The sequence below is a fragment of the Micromonospora globbae genome (assembly GCF_003610785.1).
GTDB classification, from domain to species: domain Bacteria; phylum Actinomycetota; class Actinomycetes; order Mycobacteriales; family Micromonosporaceae; genus Micromonospora; species Micromonospora globbae.
On record NZ_RAQQ01000019.1, the window covers coordinates 41,495 to 54,440 of the forward strand.

Below are 12,946 nucleotides of genomic sequence, written 5' to 3' on the forward strand. Positions count from 1 at the left end.
GTGTCCGGGACGATCGCCCTCGTGGGCGCCGGCGGCGGTGTGGGCCGGCACGCGCTGGCGCACCTGCTCGCCTGGAGCGTCGACACCGTACGGGCCGGCGGCCGGAACCCGGCGCGGCTGCCCGCCGACGATCCCCGGGTGCAGGTCCACGCCGTCGACGTCACCGACGCCGCGAGCCTCGACGCCTTCTGCGCCGGCTGCCACACGGTGGTCAACTGCGCCGGGCCCGCCGCCACGATCGGCGACAAGGTGGCCCGCGCCGCGATGCGGGCCGGCGCCGGCTACGTCGACGCGGCCGGCGACGACGTGCTGCACGCGGCCGTCGCCGCGCTGCCGGGCGCCGCCGACCGGGTCGCGGTGCTATCCGCCGGCATGATGCCGGGCCTGTCCGGGCTGCTGCCCGCGTACCTGGCCGGGCAGGTGCCGGGAGCCCGCCGGATGACCGGCTACGTCGGCGGCCGGGACACGTTCACGCCGGGCGCCGCCCTGGACTTCCTCGCCTCCGGCGACGCCGGGTACGGCGAACCGCTGGCCGCGTGGCGGGACGGCGCCCGCCGCAGCCGCGCCCTGGCCGCCCGCACGGGCGTGCCGGTGCCGTTCTTCGACGAGCCGGTCCTGCTGCAGCCGTATCTGAGCACCGAGACCGAGCGGCTGGCCCGGCGGCTCGGCCTCGCCGACGTCGACTGGTACTCGGCGTTCGCCGGTGACCGGCTGCCGGCGGCGCTCGGCGCGGGCGCGCAGCAGGCCCGCACGGGCGCGGACCTCGCGGCGGCGGCCGCGCGGCTGTGCCGCGCCGCGGAGCTGGACGCGTTCGGCCGCCCCCGCTACCAGCTCCTGCTCGTGGAGGTGGCGGGCGTGGCGGGCAGCCGGGTCCTGGCCTGCCGGGGCACCGGCGCGAACGCGCTCACCGGCGCGGCGGCGGCCCTCGGCGCGCTGGCGGTCGCGGCCGGGGACGTGCCGGCCGGGGTGCACCACCTCGCCGAGGCGGTGGACCCGGGCTGGGCCGTGGAGATGCTGCGCGCCAGCCCGGCGGTGACGTCGCTGCACGTCGGCGACGGCCCGCTGGGCGCACACGAACTGATCGAGGAGGGGGTGGCGTGAGACCGAGGGTGCTGGTCGCCGGTACCAAGTTCGGCCAGGTGTACCTGCAGGCGTTCCGCCAGCCCGACTTCCCGTTCGAGCTGGCGGGGATCCTCGCCGCCGGCAGCGAACGGTCGGTGGCGTGCGCCCGGCACTACGGGGTGCCGTTGTGGACCGACGTGACGCAGGTGCCCGACGACGTTCGGCTGGCCTGCGTGGTGATCCGCGGCGGCCTGCTGGGCGGGCCGGGCGGCGAGGTGGCCCGGGCGCTGATGGAACGCGGGATGCACGTGCTCCAGGAGCATCCCCTGCACCACGACGAGCTGGTGGAGTGCCTGCGCACCGCGAACCGGGCGGGCGTGGTGTACCACCTCAACTCGTTCTACGTGCACACGGCGCCGGTGCGCCGGTTCCTCGCCGCGGCGCGGGCGCTGCTGGCCCGGCAGCCGGCCCGGTACGTCGACGCGGCCTGCGGCTTCCAGGTCGCGTACGCGCTGCTGGACATCCTCGGCCAGGCCCTGGGCGGCGTCCGCCCGTGGGGACTGGCCCCGCCGGTCGAGCTGCCCGAGCAGGTACGCCGGCTGTCCCGGGTGGACGTGCCGTTCCGCAGCCTCGACGGCGTGCTCGCCGGCGTGCCGCTGACCCTGCGGGTGCAGAACCAGATGGACCCGGCCGACCCCGACAACTACGCGCACCTGCTGCACCGGGTCACCATCGGCACCGAGGCCGGCAACCTGACCCTGGTGAGCACCCACGGCCCCACGGTCTGGAGCCCCCGGCCCGACTTCCCGCAGCAGGTGCAGGACCGGGGTGTGGGCCGCCCGCACTTCGCCGACGGGGACGCCGCCGAGCCCGACCACCTGGACGTGCCGAGCGCGCAGCCGCTGGACGACCCGACGGCGCCAAGCTACCGCACGGTGTTCCGGGAGGTGTGGCCGGCCGGGGTCGGGCACGCGCTCGGCAACCTCTACCGGGCGGCGCTGGCCGGGGAGAAGCCGGCCCGGCACGGCCAGTACCACCTGACGCTGTGCCAGCTCTGGCAGGACATCACGGCCCGGCTGGGCCCACCGGACCTCGTCCACTCCGTACCGCCGCGGATGCTCGTGCCGTCCGACGTGGCGGAGCTGGCCGACGCCGCCGAGCGCGCGGTCCCGCCGCCAGACGCCGCCGAGCCGGTGCTGCCGACGCCCCGGGTCGACGCCGCGCCGGCGGCACGCGCCGACGCCGCACCGATCGGGGTACGCCCGTGACCGCCGCCGTGCGTACCTGGCTGCGCTGCCCCCGGCCGCTGCGCTGGCCGGCGCTGCGGCTGGTCTGCTTCCCGCACGCCGGCGGCAACGCGGCCTTCTACCGGCCCTGGGCCAGCCAGGTGCCCGACGACGTCGAGGTGTACGGCGTGCAGTACCCGGGCCGGATGGACCGCACGGGTGAACCGTTCGCCGCCGACCTGCCCACCCTCGCCGAGGGCGCCGCCGCCGCGATCCGCGCGCTGCCGGCCGACGCTCCCGTCGTCCTGTTCGGGCACAGCCTCGGCGCGTCCGTCGCGTACGAGGCGGCCCGCCGGCTGGACGGACCCGGCTCCACGCTGCGGGCGCTCGTGGTCTCCGGCCGCCCGGCGCCCGACCGGCTGCGCGCGACCAGCGTCCACCTCGCCGACGACGACACGCTCTGGGCCGAGACCGGCCGCCTCGGCGGCACCGACCCGGAGGCGCTGCAGCACGAGGGCGTCCGCGCGATCGCCCTGCCGGTCCTGCGCGCCGACTACCGGATCGCCGAGACGTGGCGCCCCCGGCCACCGGTGCCGCTGCGCGTGCCGGTGCTGGCGTGCGTGGGCGCGGACGACCCGGAGGTCACCGAGGACGAGGCCGGCGCCTGGGCCCGCCGCACCCGGGGCGAATTCACGCTGCACACGTTCCCCGGCGGCCACTTCTACCTGCTGCCGCGACGTCACCAGCTGATCGAGACCATCCTGCGCGCCACGCACCGCAGCCCGGTGCCCACCTGGTCGGCGGCCGGCCCGTGATCCCGGCGAGCGTGCGCTACCACCGGGCCGCGGACCTGGCCGAGGCGCTGGAGCTGCGGCGCGCGTACGGGGACCTGCTCCGGCCGCTGGCCGGTGGGCAGTCCCTGCTGCCCGCCCTGAAGCTGCGCCGCGACCGGGTCGACACGCTGCTGGACCTCGGCCGGATCGGCGAGCTGTCGTACGTGGCGCACCGGGGCGACCACCTCGCGGTCGGCGCGCTCACCCGCTACCAGCGGCTGCTCACCGACCCGCTCGTCGACCGGTACGCCCCGATGCTCGCGACGGCGGCCGCCGCCGTGGGCGACCCGCAGGTCCGGCACGCCGGCACCGTCGGCGGCGCGCTCGCGCAGGCGGACCCGGCCGCCGACCTGCCGCTGGCACTGGTCGCGCTGGACGCCGTCGTGGTGCTGGCGAGCACCGCCGGGACGCGGGAGGTGCCCGCCGCGGAGCTGGCCGTCGGGCCCGGCGCGACGCTCTGCCGCCCCGACGAACTCGTCACCGAGGTGCGCGTACCGCTGCCCGGGCCCGCCCGGTGGAGCTACCGGACATTCGCCCGGCCGGCGCTGGAGTGGTCGCTGGTGGCCGTCGCGGTCGCCGACGGCCGGGTGGCGCTGGCCGGCATGGGACCGACCATCCGCCGGGCCCGCGGCGTGGAGGCCGCGCTCGCCGACGGCGCCGGTGCCGCCGCCGCGGCGGCCCGCGCCGATGAGGACTGCGACCCGGTCGACGACGTCCGCGCCTCCGCCGCGTACCGGCGGCACCTCAGCCGTGTGCTGGTGGCCCGGGCCCTGGCCGACTGCTCCCCGGAGGTACGCCCATGACCGTCGACGCCCGCCCCGGCACCGAGGCGGTCACCGTCACCACCACCGTCAACGGCCGCGCCGACAGCCGGCAGGTGCCCGCCCGGACGCTGCTCGTGCACCTGCTGCGCGAGGAACTGGGGCTGACCGCCACCACGGTGGGTTGCGACACCTCCTCGTGCGGGGCGTGCACCGTCCTGCTCGACGGCCGGTCGGTGAAGTCGTGCACCCTGCTCGCCGCGCAGGCCGACGGCGCCGACGTCCGCACCGCGGAGGGGCTCGCCGACGGCGACCGGCTGCACCCGGTGCAGGAGGCGTTCCGCGAGCACCACGCGCTGCAGTGCGGCTTCTGCACGCCCGGGATGGTGCTCGCGGTGGTGAGCCTGCTGGACGAGAACCCGGGCCCGCTCACCGAACACGACGTCCGGCGGGCGCTCGTCGGCAACCTGTGCCGCTGCACCGGCTACCACAACATCGTCCGTGCCGTGCTCGCCCTCGACGCGGCCCGGCAGGCCGGATGACCGGCAGACACCGGAAGGGAGGCCGACCATGTCGGCGCGCTACGTACTCGGGGTGAACATCGGCTTCCACGACTCCAGCGCCGCGCTGCTGCGCGACGGGGCGCTCTGCGCGCTCGTCGAGCAGGAACGGGTGAGCCGGCGCAAGCACGCGGTGGGTCAACCTCCCGCGGAGGCCGTCGCCGCCTGCCTGGCCATGGCCGGCATCGGCCCGGAGGAGGTGGACACGGTCGCCATCGGGTGGGACTTCCGGAGCATCCCGCTCGGGCGCAACCGGCGGTTCACCACGGAGGGGCTGCGGGCGATGCTCTTCCCCGACCGCGAGGACCTCACCATGCCGGCGGTCCGCTGGGTGCCGCACCACGTCGCGCACGCGGCCAGCGCCGCGTTCAGCTGCGACTGCGACGAGGCGGCCGTCCTGGTCGTCGACGGCGCCGGCGAGAGCCAGTCGACCTCCATCGGGCGGTACGCGGACGGGGAGATCGACATCCTGCGGGAGTGGCCGGTCGACCAGTCGCTGGGCTTCTACTACAACGCCGCGGCCGAGTGGGCGGGGCTGGGCTACTGGGGCACCGGGAAACTGATGGGGCTGGCCGCGTACGGGCGACCCGGCCCGGGCGCGCCGGTGCGGGCCGTGCCGGGCGGGTACGAGCTGGTCCGCGGCACGGCCACCGCGGAGGTGCCCACCCGGCGGGCCGCCACCCTCGGCCCCCTGATGGCCTACTACCCGGCCGTGGCCGAGTCGCTCCGGCCGGAGTTCGGCACGCTGTTCCCGTACGCGCCGCGCACCGGCGAGGAGCCGATCGCGTACGCGGACTTCGCCGCCACCATCCAGCAGGGGCTGGAGCAGGCCGTGCTGTCCCTGGCCGCCGAGCTGCGCCGTCGGGTGGACACGCCGGTGCTGGCGTTGGCCGGCGGGGTGGCGATGAACTGCACGATGGTCGGCGTCCTCGTCCGCAGTGGACTGTTCGACCGGGTGTACGTCCCGCCGGTGCCCACCGACGCGGGCGTGTCGCTCGGCGCCGCGCTGGTCTCGGCCCGCGAGTGCGGGGCGTTCGCGCCCACCCGGATCGACCACGCGTACTGGGGTCCGCCAATCACCACCGAGGCCGGGGAGGCGGCCGCGGCGGACGCCGGCATGGCGTACCGCCGCCTCGGCGACGACGAGCTGGCCCGGTTCGTGGCGGGTGAGCTCGCCCGCGGCCGCATCGTGGGCTGGGCCCGCGGCCGGGGCGAGATCGGGCAGCGCGCGCTCGGCGCCCGCAGCCTGCTCGCCGACCCGCGCGACCGGCGCAGCCTGGAGCGGCTCAACGTCATCAAGGGGCGGGAGATGTGGCGTCCCGTGGCGCCCAGCATCCTGGCCGAGCACGTGCACGAGCTCATCGAGGGCCCGGTGGGTGACCCGTCGCGCTTCATGCTGGCCGCCGCGTCGGTGCGCCCGGACGCGCGGCTGCGGATCCCGGCGGTGACCCACGTGGACGGCTCGGCCCGCCCGCAGACCGTGCACCGCGACACGAACCCGGGCTACTGGGCGCTCATCGAGCAGTTCCGGCAGCTCACCGGGGTGCCGGCGGTCGTGAACACCTCGTTCAACCTGGCCGGCGACCCGATCGTCAACTCGGCCGCCGACGCCGTGGACACCTTCACCCGGGCCAAGGAGATCGACCTGCTGGTGCTCGGCGACGCGGTGGTGGCGCGCAGCGAGGACGACCTTCCGGCGTGACGTGCGGGCGGCGGGCGTCCCGGTCCGGGACGCCCGCCGCCCGCATCGCCGGCGTGCCGTTCAGGCGCGCACGTTGCGGCTCAGGTCCGCACGGCCCGCCGCTCGCGGCGCCACACCTGCCGGAGCCGGTCGACGAAGAAGTCGCGGTTGACCCAGTAGAACTCCAGCCAGATGTTGTCCGGGTCGCGCAGCCAGATCTGCGATCCCGCCTCGTGCTTCGAGGTGGTGATGCCGGAGTGCGGGACGCCGATCGCGTCCAGGTGGGCGACCCACTCGTCCAGGTCGCCGCGCTCGGGCACGTGGTAGGCCAGGTGGTGCAGTCCCGGCCGCCGCTCGTCGAACCGCTCGGCGCCACCGTCGGGCGGTGCCGCCGCGTCCTCGACGCTGCCGAGGACGACCGAGGCGAACGAGGCGGGGTGCAGCAGCGTGCGGAACCGGAACCCGGACCCGGGCGGGGTGACGTCGTTGACCACCACCATCTCGAAGACGGCGCGGTAGAAATCGGTGCTGCGGTCCAGGTCGACGACGGTGAGGTTGATGTGGTTGCGGCCGTCCAGGCGCGGCATCCCGGGCCTCCTCAGGCCGTCCGGCCGGCGGGCGTCGGGGCGGCCGGGCCGCCGGCGGCCGGGCGGCCCCCGCCGGTGGCGGCCCCGACGTGTCCGTCGGTGACGGGCACGGGAACGGCCTCGAGCACGGACATCGAGGAGGTCGGCGTGACCCGCAGCAGCTGGAAACCGGCCTCGCCGAGCAGGGCGCGGAACTCGTCCTCGGTGCGGGTCCGCCCGCCGAACAGGGCGAGCGCCTTGACGTCCATCACCTTGCCGGTGTCGTCGTGGTTGCCGAAGCGGCTCACCGACTCGATGATGACGACGCGGCTGTCGGGCCGGGCGGCGGCGCGGACGTTGCGCAGGATCCGGGCGGCCTTGTCGTCCGGCCAGTCGTGGATGATCGTCTTGAGCAGGTACACGTCGGCGCCGGCGGGCAGCGGGTCGAAGAAGGATCCGCCCCGCGTCTCGCACCGGTCGGCCACCCCGGCCCGTTCCAGCACGGCCGGCGCCTCGGCGACGACGTGCGGCAGGTCGACGAGGGTGGCGCGCAGCCGGGGGTGGCGGGCCAGCAGGCCCGCGACGAACGTGCCGTGCCCGGCGCCGACGTCGACCAGCGTCCGGGCCGCGGCGAGGTCGAGGACCGGCAGCACGGTACGCAGCACGAACGGGTTGACGCTCTCCGCCGACTTCTCGAACCGTACGCACTCGTAGGGGTGCTTCGCGAAGTGGTCGTAGTAGTGGGCGCCCCCGTGCACGTGCCCGAACGCCGTCTCACCGGTACGCAGGCTGTGCGTCAGCCGCGCCCAGGAGTAGATGTCCGGTGGCATGAGCGGGAAGCACTCGCGTACGGAGAACGGGTGGTCGCTGCGCAGCGGCTCGGCCAGCGGGGTCAGCCCGAACACCTCGGGCTCGACCTCGGTGAAGATGCCCCGTCCGGCCAGTGCGCGCAGCCCGCGGGTCAGCGCGCCCGGGTGGGCGCCGACCCGCCGCGCCAGGACGTCCACCGGCAGTGGGCCGTCGACCAGGTGGTCGGCGACCGCGAGGTCACACATGACCCGGATGGTGAACGGGACGATGTAGTCGGCGAGTTCGGTGAGTCGGGTGACCGACGCGAGGTCGATCCGAGGCGTCGCGGACATGAGGTCACCGTATCGGTTCCACCGTTGCGATACCAGATACCATGCGAGATGCTTGATACGTGCATCTGAATCTGTTCACCCAGTGCTCACCGTCACCGCAGTTCAAGGGGTTCTGGCGGCATCCCCGCGACCGCAGCGCCACCGGCTACCGGGACCTCGGCTACTGGGTCGATCTGGGCCGCCGGCTGGAGGCGGCCTGCCTGGACGCCCTCTTCTTCGCCGACGTGCACGGCACCTACGACGTCTACCAGGGCTCCTGGCGCGCGGCCGTCCGGCACGCCGTGCAGATCCCGTCGGTCGACCCGCTGCTGGTGCTGCCCGCCATCGCCGCCACCACGACCCGGCTGGGCCTGGCCGTCACCTACTCGACGACGTACCACGCCCCCTACGAGTGCGCCCGCGTGTTCAGCTCGCTGGACCACCTCACCGGCGGCCGGGTGGCCTGGAACATCGTCACCTCGTATCTGCGGTCGGCGTCCGCCAACGGGCTGGGGGAGTACCTCGACCACGACGAGCGGTACGACCGCGCCGACGAGTACGTCGAGGTGGCACGCCGCCTGTGGGAGGAGAGCTGGGACGACGACGCGGTCGTCCGCGACGCGGCGGCCAACGTCTTCACCGACCCGGACCGGGTGCACGAGATCGGCCACGAGGGGCGCTGGTTCTCCGTCCGGGGGCCGCACCAGTGTGAGCCGTCCCCCCAGCGCACGCCGGTGCTCTACCAGGCCGGCGCCTCCGGGCGGGGGATGACCTTCGCGGCCCGGCACGCGGAGGTCGTCTTCCTCACGATGGCGGATCCGACCAGCGGCGCCCCGCAGGTCGCCCGGCTGCGGTCCCTGGTGGCCGCGCACGGCCGCGACCCTCGTTCGGTGAAGGCGTTGCAGGGCAGCATGGTGATGGTCGCCCCGACCCGCGAGGAGGCCCGCCGCCGCGCCGAGGAGTACGTGGCGCTCTGGAGCGGCGAGGGGCAGCTCGCCAAGTGGTGCGGCTGGATGGACGTCGACCTCGCCGCCTACCCGGACGAGACGCCGGTCGCGGAGATCGCCGGGCAGGGCAGCCACAGCTTCGTGGGGTTCCTGCGCCGGCTCGGCCCCGAGCGGACCTGGACCGTCGGCGACGTGCGCTACCTGGTGGCCACCGCCCGCCGGCCGCGCACCAACGCGCCGGTGACCCTGTTCGGCACGGTCGAGCAGGTCGCCGACCGGATGGAGGAGTGGTGCGAGGTGGCCGACGTCGACGGGTTCAACCTGATCCCCTGCCCGACCACGCAGGGCATCGACGACATCTGTGACCTGCTGGTGCCGGAGCTGCAGCGGCGCGGGCTGTTCCGCACCGCGTACGACGCGGCGGAGCGGACGCTGCGCGAGCGCTACTTCGGGGCGGGAGCGCCCGTGCCGCCCCGGGTGCCGGCGCTGGACCCGGAGGCCGTCGCCGCGGCGACCGCGACGGGCGAACCGGCCGCCGCCCGCGCCTGACCCGGCGCCCGCGACACGGTCATCGGCCGGTCGCGAGCCGGCGCACCGCGGCGTCCAGTTCGCGCAGCAGCTCGCCCGCGCGGCCACCACCGGGCGGGGCGCCCGGGTAGCGTGCCAGGACGCCGACCACGACGGGACCGGCCAGCCGGCGCGCCCGCTCGACGTGCTCGGCTCCCACGCGGTCGTCGCCCGCGTCGAGTTCGGCCGCCCGCGCGGCGTGCGCGGCCGAGCCCAGGATGTGCCGGACCTGGGTGGCCTGGGCCAGCGGGTGCAGGTACGCGGCGGCCGCCGCGTGACCGGCGGCCCGCGCGGCGTCGGCCGCGGCGTCCCGTCGCAGCTCCTGGGCCGCCCGCGCCGCCCGGTGCGCCGCCAGCGCGGTGACCCGCAGCTCCTTCGTCCGGCGGCCCCCGGCGGCGAACCGGCGCGCCTCGTCGAGCGCGGCGCGCGGGCGCGGGTCGCCGGGGCAGTCCCGCTCGAAGATCGACAGAGCGGGCTCCGCGCAGGCGAGGGCGTACGCGGTGACCGCGCGCAGCTCCGCGGCGCTGAGGTCGATCGTGCGGTCGGCGGCCGTCATGCCCTCGACCGTATCGTTGAACCCTCGGTGGAGACTTTTCCGTGGGTACGCGCGCGAGCGCGGGGCGGAACCCTCACGCGACGCGCCGGTCAGAACATCGTGGTGTCGACCTGCGCGCCGGCCAGCAGAGCACCCACCGTGCCGTAGCTGTCCCGGCCGTTGACGAAGTGCTGGGTCGCGGTGTTGATGTCGCGCAGCCGCCGCTGCAACGACGACGAGTCGAAGACGGTCGACGCGCCCGCCAGCGCGTACGCCGTCTGCACCGCCTGGTGCGCGGTGGCCGTGACCTGCGTGGCCGTGGCCCGCAGGCAGGCCCGGTCCAGCGGGCTGAGCACCTCGCCCCGCCGCGCGGTCTCCCAGGCGTTCTCGGCCTCCCGGTACAGCAGCGCCCGGGCCGCCCGCAGCGCCACGTGGGCCTCCCCGAGGCGGTCGTGGAAGACGGGGGAGTCGGCGAGCGCGCGGGTGCTGAACGTCCGGCGGCGGCCGGCCGCCGCCTGGTCCGCGGCGTCCTGCACGGCGCCCTGTGCGATGCCGATGTCGACGGCGGCGATGAGCAGCCCTGCCTGGGCGATCCGGAACACGGTGCGGCGCACGTCGTCGCCGTCGCCGACCAGGCTGAACCCCCGGTGCTCCGGGCAGGTCAGGTTCACCGCGCGCACGTCCTGACTCGCGGTGCCGCGCAGGCCGAGCACCTGCCACGTGTCGAGCTGCTGCAGCTCGGCCGCGGGGAAGAGCACCATGCGGGTCAGCGGCGCGCCGTTGGGCAGGGTGCGGGGGGTGCGCCCGTCCAGCACGATGCAGTTCAGGTAGATCCAGCTCGCCTGGGGGCTTCCCGTGACGAACGGCCACTGGCCGTTGACCCGCCAGCCGCCGGCGCCGTCCGGGGCCGCCCGGCCCTTCGGCGCGACCGCGCCGGCGCCGAGCACGTCCGGGCCGTCGGCGTAGATCTCGTTCCGGGCGGCCTCGGGGAAGCAGGCGAACAGCAGGTGCGCCAGGCCGACCTGGCCGACCAGCCAGCCGGTGGAGGCGTCCGCCGTGGACAGCTGCTCGATGACCCGCAGCGCCTCGGCCAGCGGCAGGTCGGCGCCGCCGTACGCCGCCGGCACCAGCATCCGCAGGCATCCCGCCCCGGTGAGGTCGGCGATGAGGTCGTCGGGGACGCGGCCGGCCCGGTCTATCTCCGGTGCCCGTTCGGCGAGCGTGGGGAGCAGTCCGTCGACCCGGGGCAGCGTACTGGTCACGACTGCACTCTATCGTCTCACTCGTATCTTGTTTAGCCTTGTATCTGCTATCAATCTCGGATAGACGTACTGGGGAGGAGGTGACGGGCCGATGAGCGCACGCGCGGGGTCGGGTTCGCCGCTGCTGGACTGGCTGGAGCGGCCCCGGCGGGACCGGGGCGTCCACTTCGCCGCCGCCGGCGACGACTGGACCTTCCTGTCGTACGCCGAACTGGCCGACCGCATCCGCACGATCCTGGCCGGTCTGCGGGCGGTGGGTGTCGTGCCGGGCGACGTCGTCTCGATCGTCGAGCCGGCCGGCCCCGACTTCGTGGCCACGCTGTTCGCCGCGATGGCCGCCGGCGCGGCGCCCTCGCCGATCGCCCCGCCGCTGGCGTTCCAGGACCGCGAGGTCTACGGCGACCACGTGCGCGGCCTGCTGCGCGCCGCCGCTCCCCGGGTGGTCGTCTGCGCCGCCGCGCTGACCGCGGCCATCGAGCCGCTGGCCACGGCGGCCGGTGTCCGCCTGGTGCTCCGCGCCGACGAGCTGGTCGAGGCCGGCGGCAACGCCCGGGCCGCGGACGTCACGCCCGGCCCGCTCGCCCTGCTCCAGTTCACATCGGGTTCCAGCGGCCGCGCCCGGGGGGTGCGGGTGCCGCACACGGCGCTCGCCGCCAACGTCGCGGCGATCCGGCAGTGGCTGGCCATGACCCCGGACGACCCGACCGCGTCCTGGCTGCCCGTGCACCACGACATGGGGCTCATCGGCTGCCTCGTCACCCCCGTGGTCAACACCAGCGACCTGTGGCTGATGCCGCCCGAGGAGTTCGTCCGCAACCCCGGCCGCTACCTGCGCTGCTTCGGCGAGCGCGGGGCGCGGCTGACGTCGATGCCGAACTTCGGCCTGGAGTACATCGCCCGCCGGGTGCGCCCGGAGGCCCTGGCGGGGCTGGACTTCTCCGCCTGGCGCGCGGTGATCGTCGGCGCCGAACGCATCGACGTCGAGGCGCTGCGCCGGTTCAGCGCGCTGCTCGCCCCGCACGGCTTCGACCCGCGGGCGCTGCTGCCCGCGTACGGGCTCGCCGAGGCGACCCTGGCCGTCACCGGCCTGCCGCTGGACGAGCTGTACCGCAGCGTCGACCTGCGGCCGGACCGGCTGCGCCCGGGCGCCCGGGCCGTGGCCGACGACGGCGAGCCCGCCGCGGGCGCCGACGCGTACCCGGTGGTGGGCTGCGGCCGGCCGCTGGCCGGCGTGCGGGTGCGCATCGTCGACGAGTCCGGCGAGCCGGTGCCCGACGGCGTGGTCGGCGAGATCGAGGTGCGCGGCCCGTCCGTCGCCCAGGGGTACGTCAACGAGGCCGACTCGGCCTCCCAGACCGCGCTCGGCGGCGGCGTGCTGCGCACCGCCGACGCCGGCTTCCTGCACGAGGGCCAGCTGCACGTGCTCGGCCGGCTGGGCGACAGCATGAAGGTTCGGGGTCGGGCGGTGTTCGCCGAGGACCTCGAATGGGCCCTGGGCCGGCCGGGCGTGCCGGCACAGCGGATGGCCGCGCTGCTGGGCCACCGGGCCGGCACGGCGACCGTCGTGGCCGTGTTCGAGCAGGCCCGACCGGAATGGCTGGCCCAGGCCGAGCGGGAGCTGCGCCGGCGGGCGGAGGGCGCGCAGGTGGTCATCGTGGACGCGCCGCGCGGCACGATCCCCCGCACCTCCAGCGGCAAACCCAAGCGACGCCAGCTCTGGCAGGCGTTCGTCGACGACCGGTTGCCCGGCACCGTGGTCACCACGGCCGGGCAGCGGAACCAGACCGAGCAGACCACGACGGCGTCCTGAAGCGACGTCCGGACA

At 75.8% G+C, this 12,946-nt stretch carries 12 protein-coding genes; 8 read left to right on the forward strand and 4 right to left on the reverse strand.

The genetic code is table 11. From position 1 onward, the window contains the following. From D7I43_RS23650 to D7I43_RS23675, 6 genes are read left to right on the forward strand one after another with little or no spacing between them, the layout of a single operon-like run. Window positions 1–1,101 (forward strand): NAD(P)H-binding protein, encoded by a 1,101-nt coding sequence (locus D7I43_RS23650; protein ID WP_158610142.1) that lies wholly within the window; start codon window positions 1–3, stop codon window positions 1,099–1,101. Continuing rightward, window positions 1,098–2,330, forward strand: coding sequence for a Gfo/Idh/MocA family oxidoreductase (locus D7I43_RS23655; RefSeq protein ID WP_240033111.1), 1,233 nt, complete (start codon window positions 1,098–1,100; stop codon window positions 2,328–2,330). Before D7I43_RS23650 ends, D7I43_RS23655 begins: the two co-directional genes overlap by 4 nt. Continuing rightward, window positions 2,327–3,103 carry a thioesterase II family protein gene (locus D7I43_RS23660; protein WP_120330754.1) on the forward strand — a complete coding sequence of 259 codons (777 nt, stop codon included), beginning with the start codon at window positions 2,327–2,329 and terminating at the stop codon, window positions 3,101–3,103. Before D7I43_RS23655 ends, D7I43_RS23660 begins: the two co-directional genes overlap by 4 nt. 11 nt (window positions 3,104–3,114) lie before the next feature. Continuing rightward, window positions 3,115–3,924 (forward strand): FAD binding domain-containing protein, encoded by an 810-nt coding sequence (locus tag D7I43_RS23665; protein ID WP_204985267.1) that lies wholly within the window; start codon window positions 3,115–3,117, stop codon window positions 3,922–3,924. Further along, window positions 3,921–4,424, forward strand: a complete 504-nt coding sequence (locus D7I43_RS23670) for a (2Fe-2S)-binding protein (protein ID WP_120330756.1) — start codon at window positions 3,921–3,923, stop codon at window positions 4,422–4,424. The genes D7I43_RS23665 and D7I43_RS23670 overlap by 4 nt, the downstream gene beginning before the upstream one ends. Window positions 4,425–4,452: 28 nt before the next feature. Next, window positions 4,453–6,144, forward strand: coding sequence for a carbamoyltransferase family protein (locus D7I43_RS23675; RefSeq protein ID WP_120330757.1), 1,692 nt, complete (start codon window positions 4,453–4,455; stop codon window positions 6,142–6,144). An 80-nt stretch (window positions 6,145–6,224) separates the two neighbouring features. Here D7I43_RS23675 and D7I43_RS23680 read toward each other — a convergent pair whose 3' ends face one another. Next, window positions 6,225–6,710, reverse strand: coding sequence for a VOC family protein (locus tag D7I43_RS23680; RefSeq protein ID WP_120330758.1), 486 nt, complete (start codon window positions 6,708–6,710; stop codon window positions 6,225–6,227). An 11-nt stretch (window positions 6,711–6,721) separates the two neighbouring features. Beyond that, window positions 6,722–7,831, reverse strand: a complete 1,110-nt coding sequence (locus D7I43_RS23685; protein ID WP_120330759.1) for a methyltransferase — start codon at window positions 7,829–7,831, stop codon at window positions 6,722–6,724. Window positions 7,832–7,890: 59 nt separating this feature from the next. Here D7I43_RS23685 and D7I43_RS23690 point away from each other — a divergent pair, with 59 nt between their 5' ends. Further along, on the forward strand, window positions 7,891–9,306 hold the full coding sequence (locus tag D7I43_RS23690) for an LLM class flavin-dependent oxidoreductase (protein WP_120330760.1): 1,416 nt from the start codon (window positions 7,891–7,893) through the stop codon (window positions 9,304–9,306). Window positions 9,307–9,325: 19 nt separating this feature from the next. On the opposite strand, the gene D7I43_RS23695 is transcribed toward D7I43_RS23690, so the two are convergent. Both D7I43_RS23695 and D7I43_RS23700 read right to left on the reverse strand, forming a co-directional pair. Further along, window positions 9,326–9,880 carry a putative immunity protein gene (locus D7I43_RS23695; RefSeq protein WP_120330761.1) on the reverse strand — a complete coding sequence of 185 codons (555 nt, stop codon included), beginning with the start codon at window positions 9,878–9,880 and terminating at the stop codon, window positions 9,326–9,328. An 89-nt stretch (window positions 9,881–9,969) separates the two neighbouring features. Next, on the reverse strand, window positions 9,970–11,121 hold the full coding sequence (locus tag D7I43_RS23700) for an acyl-CoA dehydrogenase family protein (protein WP_120330762.1): 1,152 nt from the start codon (window positions 11,119–11,121) through the stop codon (window positions 9,970–9,972). 91 nt (window positions 11,122–11,212) lie between these two features. Between D7I43_RS23700 and D7I43_RS23705 the strand changes: the two genes are divergently transcribed. Further along, a complete protein-coding gene (locus tag D7I43_RS23705; protein WP_120330763.1) occupies window positions 11,213–12,931 on the forward strand; it encodes an AMP-binding protein in 1,719 nt (572 codons plus the stop codon). Window positions 12,932–12,946 lie beyond the last annotated feature (15 nt).

Coding starts and splice junctions, on each gene's coding strand:
- D7I43_RS23670 (WP_120330756.1), top strand. CDS start 3,921: ATGACCGTCGACGCCCGCCCCGGCACCGAGGCGGTCACCGTCACCACC.
- D7I43_RS23675 (WP_120330757.1), top strand. CDS start 4,453: ATGTCGGCGCGCTACGTACTCGGGGTGAACATCGGCTTCCACGACTCC.
- D7I43_RS23680 (WP_120330758.1), bottom strand. CDS start 6,710: ATGCCGCGCCTGGACGGCCGCAACCACATCAACCTCACCGTCGTCGAC.
- D7I43_RS23685 (WP_120330759.1), bottom strand. CDS start 7,831: ATGTCCGCGACGCCTCGGATCGACCTCGCGTCGGTCACCCGACTCACC.
- D7I43_RS23695 (WP_120330761.1), bottom strand. CDS start 9,880: ATGACGGCCGCCGACCGCACGATCGACCTCAGCGCCGCGGAGCTGCGC.
- D7I43_RS23705 (WP_120330763.1), top strand. CDS start 11,213: ATGAGCGCACGCGCGGGGTCGGGTTCGCCGCTGCTGGACTGGCTGGAG.